The sequence below is a fragment of the Pseudomonas sp. PVC-3-1 genome (assembly GCF_057444315.1).
The window spans coordinates 6174114-6190730 of record NZ_CM172023.1; the positions used below are offsets into that span (position 1 = coordinate 6174114).

Below are 16617 nucleotides of genomic sequence, written 5' to 3' on the forward strand. Positions count from 1 at the left end.
ACATGCTGGATACCAATATCTGCTCGTTCATTATGCGCAAGAACCCGCCCCAGGTGCTGCAGCGCCTGCAAGAGGCCGCAGAGGCCGGCAATCGGCTGGTAATTTCGGCTATCACCTATGCGGAGCTTCGCTATGGCGCGGCATCCCCGAAAGCGCCGAAGGCAGTGACGGCATGGATCGATGCGCTGTTACAGCGCCTGGATGCGGTGCTGCCCTGGGATATCGACGCCGTTGATGCTTCGGCGAAACTCATGCGGCAATTGCTCGATGCGGGAACGCCCATCGGTGCGAACGATACGGGCATTGCAGGCCAAGCCCTGGCAGCCGAATGCATCATCGTGACCAACAATACCCGCGAGTTTCGACGAGTGCCGGGGCTGATCGTCGAGGATTGGTGCAACGACACACTGGCCTGACAGGCCATCGAAAGGCGCGCCAGCAATCCCCTGGCGCGTCTCGTCACATCAGGAAAGATCCAGCAACCCGCTCGCCCGTTGCACCCGTCGCTCCGTCGCCGCTTCCAGCACTTGCCAGCCACGCCCGGCGCTGGCCAGGGTGAACCACTTCCGCGCGCGAGTGATGCCGGTGTAGACCAGCTCGCGGGTGAGGATGGGGTTGAGGCTGTCGGGTAGCAGCAGCGCGGCGTGGGTGAATTCCGAGCCCTGGGATTTGTGCACGGTCATGGCGAACACCGTTTCCACCGCCTGCAGGCGGCTCGGCAGGATCCAGCGGATGGCGTCGGTACCGTCGCCCGCCGGGAAGGCCACGCGCGCCACCCAGCGTACCGAGCCGTCGTCGGCCGTCTGCGGCAGCGCCAGGGTGATACCGATGTCACCGTTCATCAGACCCAGGCCGTAGTCGTTACGGGTGACCAGTACCGGGCGGCCGGCGAACCAGCCGTTCGACGAGGGAATCAGCCCCTCGCGTTGCAGCAGATCGCCGATCAGGGTGTTCAACCCTTCCACGCCCCAGGGCCCGCGACGCAAGGCACAGAGCAACTGGAACTGGCCGTGGGCTTGCAGCACCTGCCTTGCCCATCCATCCAGCGCCGGCTGGTCGGCGTTGTCCGCCGGGCGCGCGCCGCTGACCACGCGCAGGTAGTGGGCGTAACCGACCGGGCCGAACAGGTCGCCACCACGCCCGCCGTCGATTACCAGATCGCGCAGGCTACGGGTTTCCTGGGCATCCACGGCAATGCGCGCGAGGTCCTCGTGCTGCGCCTTCCACACCTGGCGCAGGGCCGGGATATCGCCGGCGTTGACCGCTTCGGCCAGTTGGCCGATACCACTGTCGGCGCTGAAGCGGTGGCTGTGACGGAGCATGGCCACGGCCTGATCGAGGTCGCTGCCCGAAGTGTCCAGCAATGCAGGGTTGATCTGTTCGCCGGTCACCGCCTCCAGCCAGTCGCGGGTGGCCGGGCGGTAGTGGCCTTCGCGGGCGCGGCTGCACAACTCACCGAGTACTGCGCCAGCTTCCACCGAAGCCAGCTGGTCCTTGTCGCCCAGCAGGATCAGCCGCGCGCGCGGCGGCAACGCGGCGAGCAGCGAGGCCATCATTTCCAGGTCGACCATCGAGGCTTCGTCCACCACCAGCAGCTCCAGCGCCAGCGGGTTGCCGGCGTGGTGGCGGAACTGACGGCTGTCCGGCCGGCTGCCGAGCAGGCGGTGCAGCGTGGTGACTTCTGTGGGGATCGCCTCGCGCGCGGCCTCGCCGTTGGCCAGCCCTGCGAGATCAAGGCGCTGCACAGCACCAGCGATGGACTCATTCAGGCGTGCGGCGGCCTTGCCGGTGGGCGCGGCAAGACGGATGCGCAGCGCGCGACCGCCCTCCCCCAGCGCCAGGCTTTGCAGCAGGGCGAGCAGCTTGACCACGGTGGTGGTCTTGCCGGTGCCGGGGCCGCCGGTGACGATGCCAAAGGCGTTGCCGGCGACCAGCGCGCAGGCGAGCTTCTGCCAGTCAGCCGGCGCACCGGCTTTCTTCGGGAACAGTGCATCCAGCGCCTGGCGCAACTGGGCAGGTGGCAACACGGCGCGCAGCGCATCGCCCTGTTGCAGACGCTGGTCGATACCGGCGCGCACTTCGCGTTCGTACTGCCAGTAGCGACGCAGGTACAGGCGGCGGCCGGAGAGCACCAGCGGCGTATCGCCGGGGCCGTCGCCGACCAGGCGCGGATCGTTCAGCACGGCGCGCCAGGCATCGAGATCGAAGCCGTCCAGCAGCACGCCGGGCAGTTCCGGGGCGTCCTTGGCGGAGTCGCCTTCGGGGGGCAGTGACAAGGCGAAACGGCTGTCGGCCAGGGTCGCTTCCAGGTCGAGGCAGACATGCCCGCGGCCGAGCTGATGGCTGGCCAGGGCGGCGGCGAGGATCAGCAGCGGGTTGGCGTCCGGCGCGCGCTCGACGAGGAAGATCGCGAAGGCCCGGTCCAGCTCGCGCAGCCAGCCGCGCTCGGCCCAGCGGCCGATCAGTTCGAGCATCTGGGTGGTGCTCTTCATGCCGGCACCTCCGCGCGGAACAGGCGGTCCAGCTCGTCCATCAGCACCTTCGGCGGGCGCTCCAGGTACATGCCCTGGGTTGCCGAGGAACTGCCGCGCAGGAACAGGTACATCGCGCCTCCGATGTGGCGGTCGTAGTCGTAGTCGGGCAGGCGCGCCTGCAGCAGCCGGTGCAGGGCGAACAGGTAGAGCGCGTACTGCAGGTCGTAGCGGTGTTCCAGCAAGGCCTCGCGCAGCGCTTCAGGGGTGTAGGCCTCGTCGTCGGCGCCCAGCCAGTTGGATTTGTAGTCCGCCACGTAGTAACGGCCTTCGTGCTCGAACACCAGGTCGATGAAGCCCTTGAGCATGCCGTTGAGCAGGTTCGCCTGCAGCGTCGGCCGCGCAGCGCCGCCCAGGGTGTGGCGGATCACGGCGGCGTCGAGGCGTTGTGTGTCGACATGGCGGGTGGAGAACCAGAACTCCATTTCCTTCTGGAAAGTGGCCAGCCCGGCGAGGCTGACCGGCGCCGCATCCGGCACGCGGAAAGCCGTGCGCAGGTACTGCCCGAGCCAGCCGGTGAGGGGCTCGATCCACTCCTCCCAACCGCGCAGAGCACAGCGCCGGGCGATCTGGTCACGCAGCTGTTCTTCATCGACGTGGAAGTTTTCGTCAGCGGCCCACTCCAGCAAGCCATGGAGGAAACTGCCGGGGTTCGCGCCGCGCGGGAAAGCATGCAGGCTGAAGGGTGCCGGCACGGCCTCCAGCTCGCGGTGTTCTTCCAGGCTGCTCTCGCGCAGCAAGTCTTCGCCGGCGCTGATGGGCTCATCGGCGGCCGGCGCGGGAGCGATTTCGCTATCGTCCTCGGTGGCGCTCTGGGCAGTCAGGTTCGCCAGCGCGGAATAACTGGCGATCCACCATTTTTCCGCCACCCGGCGACGCGGTTCGCGGGCGGCGCCCAGTTCACCGGCCGGTATGCCGACGAACAACTCGCTGCCAACTTCCGGCGCCGGCTCCAGGGCGATTTCCACCGTGCCTGCCTGCAATTCGCCCAGGCGCGCGGACACGTCCTCGACGCTCAGCGCGTTACCGCCGCCGAGCAGGTAGCCCATGGCGCCCTTGTGCAGCTCGGGGTTCTTGCTGTTGCTCATCACCAGCGGTGCCATGCCCAGCCAGACGGCGTGGCGCGCGCGAGTCAGCGCCACGTAGAGCAGACGCATGTCCTCGCTCAGGCGCTCGTCGTTGGCGAGCTGGAAGGCCGCCTTGGCCAGCTCCTTGTCGCGGGACAGCTCCACCACCCGCGACTCGCCGGACTGGAAGCTCGGCGGCGTGCCGCTCTTGCCGTCCAGCTCGCGCCAGGTGCAGATGAACGGCAGCAGCACCAAGGGATATTCCAGGCCCTTGGACTTGTGGATGGTCACCACCTTGATCAGGTCGGCGTCGCTTTCCAGGCGGAGGATTTCCTCGCTGGAGGGGCTCTCCAGTTGTTCGGCCAGCACCCGCAGCAACGCGTGCTCGCCATCCACTTCCACCGCCTCGCGCTGCAGCCATTCGGCCAGGTGCAGCAGGTTGGTCAGGCTGCGCTCTCCGTCGGTCTCACGCAGCAGCCGCGCCGGTAGGGCGAAGTCGGCGAGCAGGCGACGCAGCATCGGCAGCACGCCCTGCTGCTGCCAGAGCACGCGGTAATCGCGGAAGCGCAGCACCATGTCTTCCCAGAAGCGTTCGTCCTGGTTCAGCCGCTCCAGCGTCGCCCAGTCCAGCGCCAGGCTGCGGGTGGCCAGGGCGATGCGCAGCGCGCCGTCGTCGCCGGGGTCGGCACAGGCGCGCAGCCAATGCAGCAGGTCGACGGCCTCGGGGCTGTCGAATACCGAGTCGCGGTCGGACAGGTAGACGCTGGCGAGCCGGCGCCTGGCCAGTTCGCCGCGGATGGCCTCGGCCTCGCTGCGGCCGCGCACAAGGATGGCGATGTCCGCCGGGCGTAGCGCGCGCCATTGCCCCTGGGCATCACGGAAGCCGCTCTGCGCTGAACTCAGCCAGCGCTGGATGGCGCTGGCGCTGCGTGCGGCCATCTCCTGGCGGTACAGGGTTGAGCCACAGACCTGACCTTCGTTATCCAGTTGCCAGAAGGTCATGGCCGGCGCTTCGCCACCTTCGAGCAGCAGCGTTTCGCCACGCCCACGTGCGCCGACGTCGAGGAAGGGCACAGGGTTTTCCTGCCCTTCCACGGCGAAGCGGAAGGCCGCGCGCGGATGGTTTTCGGCAAACCGGAAGCAACGGTTGGCCGCGTTGACCATCGCCAGCGTGGAGCGGTAGTTGGTGCCCAGCGTGTAGTGCCGTCCGGCGGTCGCCGCACGGGCGCGCAGGTAGGTATGGATATCGGCGCCACGGAAGGCGTAGATCGCCTGCTTGGGGTCGCCGATCATGAACAGGCCGAGGTTCCGCGGGTTCTCGGCGATGCGGTAGACGCGCTCGAAGATGCGGTACTGCAGCGGGTCGGTGTCCTGGAACTCGTCGATCAGCGCGATCGGGAACTGCTCGCGGATGCGTTCGGCCAGGCGTTCGCCGCCGCTGCCCGCCAGCGCACGGTCGAGGCGCACCAGCAGGTCGTCGAAGCCCAGTTCGGCGCGCTTCTGCTTTTCCACTTCCAGGTTGTGCCGCACTTCGCCCAGGGCGTGCAGCAGCAGTTGCGGGGCGATCTCCGGGCGCTGTTCGGCGCGCTCGACCCAGGCGTCGATGGCCTGCAGTGCGGGGTGCTGAGGCACCACGGCCTTGGCCTTCACCTTGATCCGCGTCTGACCGAATTTGGCCAGGTTGTCCGGCGCATCGGCGCCTTCGCTCCAGGCATCCAGCGCCTCGATCCAGCCGGCGAACACGGCGTCGTCATCCTTGCCGCGATAGCTGTTGCCGTTGAGGTCGCCGCGCAGGTTGCGCAGCAGCTCGGCGATACCCTCGCGATCCGCCGCCCAGGCTTCACGAGCGCGGCTCTCGGCGGCCGCGAGTTCGTCGTAGAACTGACCGGTGGCTTCCAGCAGTTCGCTGAGCGAAGCCGGGGCAGCCAGCGGTTGATCGGCATAGCGGAAACCGGCTTCCTGCGCCGCCAGTAGCGGCTGCAGGGCGCGGGCCAGCGCTTCGGGGCCGGCGTAGCAATGGCGCACGGCGTTGGCCGCGGCCACGCCCAGCGGGTAGAAATTGCGCCGCCAGTAGTCGCGCACGGCTTCGGCGAGCAGCTCGCTCTGGTCGGCGGCCAGGTCCTGGGTGAACAGGCTGCCGCTGTCGAAGGCGTGCTCGCGCAGCATGCGATAGCACCAGCTGTGGATGGTGGACACGGCGGCTTCGTCCATCCATTCGGCGGCCAGCCGCAGCAGGCGTGCGCAGCCGGGCCAGCGCTCGGCGGCGTAGCTGTCGCGCAGCGTCACCAGCAGACCGTCATGCTGCTGCTCGGGTTCGGCGAAGCAGCGCGCAGCCTCGCCCAGGCGCGCGCGGATACGCTCGCGCAGTTCCTGGGTCGCGGCTTCGGTGAAGGTCACCACGAGGATTTCCGGTGGGCTCAGCGGCCGTCCGAACGCGGCCTGCTCACCGCCGTGGTCGAGCACCAGACGCACGTAAAGCAAGGCGATGGTGAAGGTCTTGCCGGTACCGGCGCTGGCCTCGATCAGCCGGCTGCCGTGCAGCGGGAATTCGAGAGGGTTGAGCTCGACTGCGCTCATTCTTCCACCTCCTTGCGCTGCAGGATCGCGAACAGCGGCCCGTACAAGGCTTCGGCCCAGGCGCCGAATTCGTCGCTGGCGTTGAGCGCAGCGAAGTCCGGGTAGACCCGCGCCAGCGCTGCCGACGCGGCCGCCTCGCCGCTCAGGTTGAAGCCGCCGTCATAGCGCTTGGCGGCTTCGCGGGCGGCACGCGCTTCGTCATCTCCTGCGGCCAGCCAGGCGAATGCGGCCTTGCACGCCACCGGCAGTGGACGGCTCATGCCCAGGAACCAGGCGTCCATCAACGCATCCAGTTCGGCGCGCGCCTGCTCGGCGGGCAGCGGCGGGAGCTCCAGGGTACCGGTCAGGCCCACCAATATGCTGGTCACTGGCTCGCCGCACAGCTGCAGCGCCAGGTGGCGCACCCACGGGCGCACCAGCCCGTGCCATTTGTAGCCCTTGCCTTCATGAAGCTTGCCGCTGACCAGTTGCAGGCTGGCGAGCTGACCATCGGCGTTGCGACGCAGGCCGCCGAGCCAGTCCGCCAGTTCGATGCCGGCGTGTTCGTGGTTGAGCTCGCGCTGTTCGTCTTCCACCTGCGACCAGTGCTCCAGCTGTTCGCGGTAGCGCGCCAGCAGGTCGTGCAGCGGCGCCACCAGCGCCTGGGCGGAGAAGTCACCGAAGGCCGCCAGCGGCAGCCGTCCTTCGCGGCGCAGGCGTTCGACCTGGCCGTTAAGTTGCGCCGCCAGTTGATCGGCCTGCCAGTGCTGCTCGACCCAGGGTCGCAGACGCTCGCAGAGTTCGAACTGCAATTGCCAGACGTCCAGACCATTCAACTCGAAGGGCTCTTCGTCCTGGCCGGTCAGTTGCTCCTCGGCAAAGCGCACCTTCAGGCGCTGGAGGAAGAACGCGCCCACCGGATTGGCCAGGAAGTCCGAGAGCACGCGCAGGCCAATAGGGGCGTCGAGTACGGGCGGCGACAACGGCGCGTCGTTCGGCTCGTCGTCATGCTCGCGGTGCACGTCACGCCACTCGCGCGCGTAGGTGTAAAGGCCGTCGATGCCCTGCACCGAGGGTGCATCGAAATAGGCGCGGCTGAACGGCTGCAACGGATGCTCCAGAGTCAGCCCGTGCAACAGGTCGCCGCCGTCGGCGCGGTGCCAACCGGCAACGAGGTGGTCGCGCAACTGGCCGACCAGCACCGATGGCGGGCGCTCGCTGTTGTCGCGGATGCTCCGGCCGACCCAGCTGACGTAGAGCTGGCGGCGCGCCGAGAGCAGCGCCTCGAGCAGCAGGTAGCGGTCATCCTCGCGGCGCGAACGGTCGCCGGGGCGGTAGTCGTTGCGCATCAGGTCGAAGTCCAGCGGCGATTGCGGGCGCGGGTAGTCGCCGTCGTTCATCCCCAGTAGGCAGACCAGCTGGAAGGGAATCGCGCGCATTGGCATCAAGGTGCAGAAGCTCACCGCACCGGCAAGGAAGCGCTGGTTCAGGCCGCCGGCATCCAGCCCGCTGAGCCACGCCTCACGCACCACCGAGAGCGACAGCAGGTCGCTGAAGCCGGCGTGACCACAGGTTTCCAGCCAGCCTTCGAGCAGGCTCAGCAGTTGCTGGCGCAGTAGTTCGTCGTGGTCATCGGTGACCTGGAAGAAGTCTTCCAGCAGGCGGCGCAGGCGCTGCGCCCAGGTCTCCGGATCGGCTTCCTCGGCGAGCAGCTCGCAGGCATTTTCCAGCGCGCCAAGCAGACCGGCCAACGGCCCCAGCGCGGCGGCGTCCAGCCCGCCGATTTCCGCATAGGGCTGAATGCCCTGGAAGGCTTCGCCCTCGCCCACGGCAAAGCCCAGCAGCATGCGCCGCAGGCCGAAGCGCCAGCTGTTGGCCTCGGCGGCAGCGGGCAGGCCCAGGCGTTCGCGCTGCTGGCCGTCGAGGCCCCAGCGCACGCCGGCGCCATCGATCCAGCGGCGCAGCAGCGGCAGGTCGGCATCGGCCAGGCCAAAGCGTGCGCGCACGGCGGCGACGTCCAGCAGGTCAAGGATTTCACTGACCGCAAAGCGACTGTCGGGCAGCCGCAGCAGGTGTTCCAGCGCCACCAGCAGAGGCTCGCGGCCACGCTGGCCCTGGTCGGCCAGGGTGTACGGGATGAAGCGTTTGTCGTCGCGCGACAGCTGGCCGAACACGGCTTCGATGTGCGGCGCGTAGGGGTTGATGTCCGGGACCATGACGATCACGTCGCGCGGGCGCAGCGTGGGGTCGGCATCGAAGCGCGCAAGCAGTTGGTCGTGGAGGACTTCCACTTCACGCTGGGCGCTGTGGGCGACATGGAAGCGCACCGAGTCATCGGCCTGCGGGTCGACCGCCGGCCAGTGTTCGCGGGTCTCGTTGATCGGCCGCAGCTCGAGGATGTCGTCCTGCAACTGGCCGAGCAGGCTGCCCGGCTCCACGTCGCTGAACAGGTCGATGCGCCCGTTGCTCACCGCGCCCAGGCGTGCGCGGTAGCTGTCCGGGTCGTCGTACTGGTCGAGCAGGTTGATGTAGTCACGCCCCTGCTTGCCCCAGGCGGCCAGCAACGGCTGGGCGTACTGGTGCTGCTGGTCGTCGCTGAGCAGCTCCGGTGTGCCGGCGCGGCGGCGCTGGCGGCGGTATTCGTGGCGCAGCAGGTCCTTGTCGGCAACGATGTCGGCCCAGTGGTGACGGCAGGGGTTGTGCACGCAGAGCAGCACCTGGGCGTGGCGCGCCAGCACGGCGAGGGCTTCCACCGTCTGCGCGGGCATGGCGGAGATGCCGAACACCACCACGCGGCGCGGCAGATTCGGCAACGGATTGTCGGCAGTCTTCAGCTTCTCGATGAAGCGTCCGTGCACGCCGGCACGGCTGGTGGCCAGCCCCTCGGGACCGACATCATCGAGCAGCGCGCGCCACAGCGCGGCCTGCCAGCGGTTGTCGGCATCCAGCTGCTTCACGGTGCCGTTGGCCAGGCGCAGCTGATCAACACTGCGGCTCCAGTCCTCCAGCCAGTCGGCGCGGTAGACCTGGTACTGGTCGAACAGGTCGGCGAGGCGCTCGGCCAGTTGGTGGCGCTTGCGCAGGTCGGCGTCGTCGGCGAGAAAGCGCTGCAGGGTGGCGAACTCGTCGCGCGCCAGCAGGGTCGGCAGCAGGCGCATCAGGCGCCAGGTCAGCGGGCCCTTGTCGAGCACCGAGACTTCGGGGATTTCATCGCGGCCCAGCGCACCACGGTAGGCGCGCCAGAGGAATTGTGCAGGCAATTGCACGTCCAGCGCGGCCGTGACGCCGCAGCCGCCGTCCTCGACGTCGCGCCCCAGCGCCAGCTTCAGCCACTGGGCGATGCCATTGCTCTGCACCAGGATGACTTCGTTTTCCAGCGGCGCCAGCGGATGCAGGCTCATCCACTGCACCAGCAGGTCGCGCAGCGCTTCCGGATGGTTGCCGTGGATCACCATCAGGCCGGGGGTCAGTCGCTGCTCGCTCATTGGGTCTCCTGGGTCGGGCGGGCAGCCATTGCCCGCGTCGTACGACAGGCATTTCACCAAAAGCGAACACAACGGGATAGTTTTTTACAGGTACGCCGGACGCCTCAGTGGGATTCTTCGGATGCCATGGCGAGCGTCCAGGCTTGGCGAATGTCCTTGATCATGACTTCGCGCAGCGCTTCGCGACGACGGAACTCACTGCGCCGCTGGCTTTTCACTTCGGCGATATCGCGCTCGGGCTCCCGCGCGGGCAGGCGATACCAATGGCGCTCGTGACGGACCCCGCTGAGTTCCAGCCAGAACGCGTCGTAACTGGACTTCAGCTTGTGCGAGCAGGTATGTGCGGCATCGCTGACTCCCTGAATGTGCAGCCCGCTCATGCACTCAGCGAACGCGTACAGGGCGCTGATCAACAGGTTCTTCGGGCGCAACCCGTGCATTTCCTTGCCCAGCCACTTCACCAGCCCTTCTTCCAGGTCGGAACGCGGGCCTTGCAGGCCGCCAATCATGATTGTCTGGCGGCCCAGACAAAAACTCAGGGAGTACAACCGCTCGCCAGCGGCATCGCGCAGGAACAGGCCGACCTCACCTTCCTTGGCAAATACCGAGGGCTCCAGAGATAGATAAAGCTGTTCACCGCCCTTGAGCGCTATCTCGCACAGGGCAACGCGCTGATAGCCGAGCAGGCGCCGCTTCCAGGGACCGGGCAACTGGCCCAGGCACGCGTAGTGTTCGATCAATGCGCGCAGACGACGAGGGATACTCCAGTACCGGCAGAGGTATTTCCTGCGGTGACGCTGGGCGACCACCAACTGGTCGTTGTAAGGCACGTCCAGCATCGGGCACTGCCGACGCAGGCGAGTCCAGCGCCAGTGCAGATGGGGGGCGACGATCATGGCCAGCAGGTTCTGGCCGGACTTACGAAGCGAGCGCAATGGCATGAGGGAGCATCAGGCAGGAGGTAGGCCAACGGTATGCGCACCTGCTTTGGGTACGCTTAAGAACTCGGGACCGAGCACTGTGCCGATACCCCCAGGCCACGGCTGTAGGACCAAGCGACAAGTACTCAGCGAATAATCCGAATATGTCGCCCACTCAATCGCACCGATTCGAGCCCCGCCAACCGCTATGCTCATCTGCACACTGTGTGTTTCACCCAAGGAGGATGTGATGGGCAAGACGAAGAAAAAAACGAAGAACCCGGCCCCCGAACACACCGGGAAGATGAAGAACAAGGACTACGAGGAACACCTGCGCAAGCTTTCTGTGGAGCTGGTCAAGCTGCAGGAGTGGGTGGTGCACAAGGGCCTGAAGGTCTGCATCGTCTTCGAGGGCCGCGATGGCGCCGGCAAGGGTGGCACCATCAAGGCGCTCACCGAGCGCGTCAGCCCACGGGTATTCCGCGTGGTGGCGCTGCCCGCTCCCACCGAGCGGGAGAAATCCCAGCTCTACGCCCAGCGCTACATCAAGCACCTGCCCTCGGCCGGTGAGGTGGTGATCTTCGACCGCAGCTGGTACAACCGCGCCGGCGTCGAGCGGGTGATGGGCTTCTGCACCGAGGAACAGGCCGACAAGTTCCTCGCGGTGACCCCGTTGTTCGAGCGCATGCTCACCGAGTCGGGAATCATCCTGCTGAAATTCTGGCTGGAGGTCAGCCCGGAGGAACAGGCGCGACGGCTGGAAGACCGCATTACCGACGGCCGCAAGATCTGGAAGCTCTCGCCGATGGACGTGAAGTCCTACACCCGCTGGGACGAATACACCCGCGCCCGCGACCTGATGTTCGCCGCCACCGACTCGCCCTGGGCGCCCTGGTTCGTCGCGCGCTCCGAAGACAAGAAGCGCGTACGCCTGAACGTCATCAGCCACATTCTCAAGCACGTGCCCTACAAGTCGGTGCCGCGCGAGGAAGTGAAGCTGCCCAAGCGCGGCAAGATCGGTAAGTACCAGAGCCCCGACTACCCCTTCCACTACATCGACGAAGCCTTCTGAGGCCTGCCGGGGCCGGCGCGTGCCGGCCCTGGATCGTTCGGACCTGATGGCTTGCCTGAGAACGCTCTAGCGAAGTTGTTTCTGTAGGAGCGGACTCCGTCCGCGATAGATCCGAATCGCGCCGGACACCATCGCGGACAGAGTCCGCTCCTACATGAGATATCCTGCCGGCCCGCCCTCTCCCCCAGGGAGAGGGCTGGGGTCAGGGAGGATGAATGGGTACGGACTCCCCAGAAAAAGACAGTTGCTCCTACCTTATGTCCGCCTCAGGCAATGGCTCTCAGGTAACTCTCGACCTCACCGCAGAGCCACCCGGCAAATGCCGCGACCTTGCCCTGGGTCGCCTCGCGCTCAGGCCACACCAGCCAGTAGGGAAAGCCGTAGGGCACGCGCAGATCGCTCAGCGCCACCAGCTCGCCGCTTTGCAGCGCGCCGGCCACCAGGCTGCGGCGCTCCAGGCCAATGCCCTGGCCCATGCGGATCGCCTCGATGCTCAGGTTGGAGTCGTTCACCACGAATGCTGCCGGCTCGTGCGGCACGGCCACGCCAGCCGCCTGGCACCAACCGAGCCAGGATTCGAAGCCGGTGACGCGCGGGCAACGGAGGATTTCCTCGGGGCTGCGCGGTAACTGGCCGCCGTTGAAGCCTGGCGCAGCGACCACCACCACTTCATCGTCGAACAGACGCTGCTGCGCCAATCCCTCCCAATGCCCCTGGCCGATGCGCACGGCCACGTCGGCCAGGCCCTGGCGCAGGTCCATCACTTCCAGGCTGGCCAACAGGCGCAGGCGGTACTGTGGATAAGCCGCGCGGAACGCCGGCAGGCGCGGCAGCAGCCACTTCTGGCCAAAGGACGGGGTGAGCGCCACCACCAGTTCGTCCTCGCCGGGGCGCGCCTTGGCCAGGCGGGTTGCCTCCGCGATATCGCGCAACGCGCCGCGAATCTGCAGGGCATAGAGGCGGCCCTCCTCGCTCAGGCGTAATCCCCTGCCTTCGCGCTGCAGCAGGGTGATTCCCAGCAGGCTCTCCAATTGACGTACCTGCTGGCTGATGGCCGAGTGCGTGACGTGCAGTTCGCTGGCAGCCAGGGTCACGCTGCCGAGCCGGGCAACGGCCTCGAAACTGCGCAGGGCGGAGAGCGGCGGCAATGCACTCATGTAAGTTTTCCTAACCGAATCGGTCACTAATAGTCGCTATTTCCTGGCGAGCAAAGCCGCTAGATTCATGGCCATCGCGCGGACAACCGCGCCAGCCACCATGCAATTTCCACTAACAGGATGTGCCCATGCAACAGAAGCTTCCGCACCTGATCGGCATGCTCGATTCGCCCTACGTGCGCCGCGTCGCCATCACCCTGCGCCTGCTCGGCATCGAGTTCAGCCACCAGTCGCTATCGGTGTTCCGCACCTACGAGGAGTTCCGCGGGATCAACCCGGTGGTCAAGGCACCAACCCTGGTAATGGGCGACGGCGAGGTGCTGATGGATTCCACCCTGATCATCGACTGCCTCGAACATCTGGCCGGACGCAGCCTGATGCCCACCGAGCCGGCCGCGCGGGTACGTGCCACGCGCCTGCTGGGCCTGGCCCTGACGGTCATGGAAAAAGCGGTGCAGCGCTACTACGAGCAACAGCGGCCGGAGGACAAGCAACTGGCCAGTTGGCAGGAGCGGGTTGACCAGCAGTTGCACGCCGCCCTGGCACAACTGGAAAGCGAGCTGCGCGAAATGTCGTTGGACGCCGACGCACCGCTGGACCAGGCCGGCCTGAGCATCGCCGTGGCCTGGACCTTCGTGCAGCTGCTGCACTCCGAGGACATTGCGGCGGACAGCTACCCAGCGGTGCGCGATTGGGCGCAGCAGGCCGAGGCACTGGAAGTATTCAAGGCCTTCCCGCCGGTTTGATCTCTCACCGGGTGTAGGAGCGGACTCCGTCCGCGATCGGCTGAAGCACATGCCGGTTCCATCAACGGAGCGACCGGCAAGACATCGCGGACGGAGTCCGCTCCTGGGTACCTTGACGCTCAATCCTTCGGCAATTCCTCGTGCTGCTGCCGGGTGAAGCGCAGCAGGCCGAAGCAAATGCAGAAGCCGCAGAGCGCCAATCCGGCGGCGGCCAGGAAGATCGATGCGTAACCGTGGCGGGCGGCGACCAGGCCCATCAGTGGGCCGGCGATGCCCATCGCCAGGTCGAAGAACAGCGCGTAAGCGCCCAGCCCCGCGCTTCGGCTGCTGGCCGGGATGCGCAACACCGCCTCGACGCCCAGCGACGGATAGACCAGCGACAGGCCGCAACCGGTGAGCGCGGCGCCCAGCAGCGCAAACCCCGGCCCCGGCGCCTGCCACAGCAGCAGCAGGCCGAAGACCTCCACACCGAGGCAGACCACCGCGACGGCAAAGCCGCCGAAACGATTGACCATGCCGGAAAAAATCAGCCGCGCGCCGACGAAGCAGACGCCGAACGCGGTCAGGCACCACGCCGGGTTCGCCCAGCCCTGGCTGCCGTAATAGAGGGTGATGAAGGTCGCCAGGGTGCCGAAGCCGATGGAACCGAGCATCACGCACAGCCCGTAGGGCAGTACGCGACCAAGCACTGCGTGGAAGGCCATGCGCGTTCCCGCAATGGTCGGCACCTCCGCGCGGCCGCGGGCCGCCAGCCAGCCCAGCGCGGTGAGCGCCAGGATGCTCACGCCCAGGCTCCACAGGCCCAGCGAGGACGACATGATCACTCCCAGTGGCGCACCGATGGCGATGCCGCCGTAGCTGACGATGCCGTTCCAGGAAATCACCTTGGCGGTGTTCTGCGTGCCCACCAATGCAATGCCCCAACTCGCCGTGCCGATCCCCAGCAGCCCCTGCGCCAGGCCGAACAAAACGCGGCTGCCGAGCAGCAGAGCCAGGCTCAGCCAGGTCACGGACTCGAAGCTGGTGGAAGCCAGCACCAGAACACCGCCGATGCCCAGCACGCCGAGGCCATAGAGCACGGCGCGCTTCGCTCCGTAGGTATCGGCCACATGAGCGGCCAGCGGCCGGGACACCAGGGTGGCGATGTACTGCAGGCCGATCACCACGCCGGCAATCACCGTGGAATAGCCCAGGCCTTCATGGACGAAACCAGGCAGCACCGGCAGCAGCAGGCCGATGCTCAGGAACAGGACGAAGGTGAAGAAGACGGTCGCGAGGATGCGCAGGGTGACGGAGGCGGTTCGCTGCTCGGACGAGCTCATGGACGGGCCTGATGGTGGGTGGCGGAGCGTGCACGGGGACGATTGAAAGCAGGCTATCTATTTCCGCCCCGATTGCCAATCCGAACCTTGCTCGCCGGCCGATGCTCCTATAGTTGTTCCATTGCCGCGCGCCGTGGCGGCGCGCTCCACGTCAACCCAGGAGATCGTCATGGATACCAGCCAGCACAGCCTGAGCGCCCTGTTCAAGCAACTGGGCCTGCCCGACGGGCGCAAGGACATCGATGCCTTCCTCGGCAGCCACCGCCTCGCCGAAGGCCAGAAACTGCCGGACGCGCCGTTCTGGAATGCCGCCCAGTCGCAGTTCCTGCGCGAGGCGCTGCAGCAGGATTCGGACTGGACCGAGGAAGCCGACGAACTGGCGGTGCGGCTGTCCAACTGACCCACAACACCCCAGCTGCAACCTGCGGCAGCTCTACTTCAGATAAGAGCGCAGCACACCCATGACCTGCTCCAGGTCTTCGTGGCGCTGCTCCGCCGTGCGGTCCTCGGCGCCCAGGTGATCGCGCAGATGGCCTTCGAGCACCTCGGCCATCAGGCCGTTCACCGCGCCACGGATGGCGGCGATCTGCTGGAGGATCGCCGCGCATTCGCTGCCCGCCTCCAGCGCCCGCTCAAGCGCCTCGCTCTGGCCCTTGATGCGCCGCACCCGGGTCAGCAGCTTCTTCTGGTCCTTGATGGTATGTCCCACGTCAAAACTCCAAAGGTATACTGGGGTATAGTATACAGACTGATTCTACGGACCATCATCATGCAGCACGCCGCCCACCCGCAAGACGGTCGCCACGACCACCAGTTCCACGAAGGCAACCCCCTGGCCGAACGCAACACCTTGCGCGCCGCGCTGCTGACGGTGGTGATGATGGTGGTGGAGATCGCCGGCGGCTGGATCTTCAACTCCATGGCGCTACTCGCGGATGGCTGGCACATGAGCTCCCACGCCCTGGCGCTGGGCCTGGCGTTCTTCGCCTACGTGGCGGCGCGGCGCTTCAAGGGCGATGCGCGCTTCGCCTTCGGCACCTTCAAGATCGAGGTTCTCGCCAGCTACACCAGCGCCATCCTGCTGCTGGGCGTGGCGGCGCTGATGATGTTCGAGTCCGTCGCACGGCTGCTCTCCCCTTCGCCGATCCATTACCAGCAGGCCATCGCCATTGCGGTCATCGGCCTGCTGGTGAACCTCGCCTGCGCCTGGCTGCTGCGCGGCGAGCACCACCACCACGACCACGGACATGATCACGGTCATGACCATCATCACGGCCACGACCATGGCCACGACCTGAACCTGCGCGCCGCCTACCTGCACGTATTGGCCGACGCGGCCACCTCGGTAGCCGCGATCATCGCTCTGATCGGCGGCCTGATCTGGGGCGCCGCCTGGCTCGACCCGCTGATGGGCATGGTCGGCGCGGTACTGGTAGCCGTCTGGTCGGTCGGCCTGCTCAAGCAGAGCGGCCGGGTCCTGCTGGACGCGGAGATGAACGACCCGGTGGTGGAGGAAATTCGCGAGGTGGTCGCCGAACTGCCGTACCCGGCGCGCATCACCGACCTGCACCTGTGGCGCGTGGGCAAGTCGCGCTACGCCTGCATCCTCAGCCTCGCCAGCAGCGGCGAGCTGACGCCCGAACTGGTGCGCCAGCGCCTGCAGGTCCACGAGGAACTGGCGCATATCACGGTAGAGATCAACCCGCTCCCCGCCTGAGAGCGATCCATGAAAGACCGGAAGTCGTGGCGGCTTTGACGGCC

Annotated in this window: 12 protein-coding genes; 5 read left to right on the plus strand and 7 right to left on the minus strand. The window is 67.0% G+C overall.

What is annotated here, in order from left to right:
- Window positions 1–2: 2 nt before the first annotated feature.
- Window positions 3–416, plus strand: a complete 414-nt coding sequence (locus AC2T4A_RS28450; protein ID WP_416744932.1) for a type II toxin-antitoxin system VapC family toxin — start codon at window positions 3–5, stop codon at window positions 414–416.
- A 48-nt stretch (window positions 417–464) separates the two neighbouring features.
- Here the strand turns inward: AC2T4A_RS28450 and recD are convergent, their stop codons facing one another.
- The 4 genes from recD to AC2T4A_RS28470 form a co-directional block, all read right to left on the minus strand.
- A complete protein-coding gene (gene recD / locus AC2T4A_RS28455) occupies window positions 465–2492 on the minus strand; it encodes an exodeoxyribonuclease V subunit alpha (RefSeq protein WP_486742361.1) in 2028 nt (675 codons plus the stop codon).
- Window positions 2489–6175, minus strand: coding sequence for an exodeoxyribonuclease V subunit beta (gene recB / locus AC2T4A_RS28460; protein WP_486742362.1), 3687 nt, complete (start codon window positions 6173–6175; stop codon window positions 2489–2491). Before recB ends, recD begins: the two co-directional genes overlap by 4 nt.
- Entirely contained in the window at window positions 6172–9639 is a 3468-nt protein-coding gene (gene recC, locus AC2T4A_RS28465; protein ID WP_486742363.1) for an exodeoxyribonuclease V subunit gamma, read from the minus strand. The genes recB and recC overlap by 4 nt, the downstream gene beginning before the upstream one ends.
- 104 nt (window positions 9640–9743) lie before the next feature.
- Window positions 9744–10580, minus strand: a complete 837-nt coding sequence (locus AC2T4A_RS28470; protein ID WP_486742364.1) for a DUF535 family protein — start codon at window positions 10578–10580, stop codon at window positions 9744–9746.
- 229 nt (window positions 10581–10809) lie between these two features.
- On the opposite strand from AC2T4A_RS28470, the gene ppk2 reads away from it, so the two are divergent.
- Window positions 10810–11631: a polyphosphate kinase 2 gene (ppk2, locus tag AC2T4A_RS28475; RefSeq protein ID WP_486742365.1), complete on the plus strand. Its 822-nt coding sequence runs from the start codon at window positions 10810–10812 to the stop codon at window positions 11629–11631.
- 266 nt (window positions 11632–11897) lie between these two features.
- Here the strand turns inward: ppk2 and AC2T4A_RS28480 are convergent, their stop codons facing one another.
- The gene (locus AC2T4A_RS28480) at window positions 11898–12788 is read right to left on the minus strand and encodes a LysR substrate-binding domain-containing protein (protein WP_416744926.1); all 891 of its coding nucleotides are present in this window, start codon (window positions 12786–12788) and stop codon (window positions 11898–11900) included.
- A gap of 128 nt (window positions 12789–12916) precedes the next feature.
- On the opposite strand from AC2T4A_RS28480, the gene AC2T4A_RS28485 reads away from it, so the two are divergent.
- The gene (locus tag AC2T4A_RS28485; protein ID WP_486742366.1) at window positions 12917–13534 is read left to right on the plus strand and encodes a glutathione S-transferase family protein; all 618 of its coding nucleotides are present in this window, start codon (window positions 12917–12919) and stop codon (window positions 13532–13534) included.
- A 119-nt stretch (window positions 13535–13653) separates the two neighbouring features.
- Here the strand turns inward: AC2T4A_RS28485 and AC2T4A_RS28490 are convergent, their stop codons facing one another.
- Entirely contained in the window at window positions 13654–14856 is a 1203-nt protein-coding gene (locus AC2T4A_RS28490; RefSeq protein WP_486742367.1) for an MFS transporter, read from the minus strand.
- A gap of 169 nt (window positions 14857–15025) precedes the next feature.
- On the opposite strand from AC2T4A_RS28490, the gene AC2T4A_RS28495 reads away from it, so the two are divergent.
- Window positions 15026–15256 (plus strand): DUF2789 domain-containing protein, encoded by a 231-nt coding sequence (locus tag AC2T4A_RS28495; RefSeq protein WP_486742368.1) that lies wholly within the window; start codon window positions 15026–15028, stop codon window positions 15254–15256.
- A gap of 33 nt (window positions 15257–15289) precedes the next feature.
- Here the strand turns inward: AC2T4A_RS28495 and AC2T4A_RS28500 are convergent, their stop codons facing one another.
- Entirely contained in the window at window positions 15290–15565 is a 276-nt protein-coding gene (locus AC2T4A_RS28500) for a metal/formaldehyde-sensitive transcriptional repressor (RefSeq protein ID WP_138521445.1), read from the minus strand.
- A gap of 60 nt (window positions 15566–15625) precedes the next feature.
- Between AC2T4A_RS28500 and dmeF the strand changes: the two genes are divergently transcribed.
- Window positions 15626–16573 (plus strand): CDF family Co(II)/Ni(II) efflux transporter DmeF, encoded by a 948-nt coding sequence (gene dmeF, locus AC2T4A_RS28505; RefSeq protein WP_486742369.1) that lies wholly within the window; start codon window positions 15626–15628, stop codon window positions 16571–16573.
- Window positions 16574–16617 lie beyond the last annotated feature (44 nt).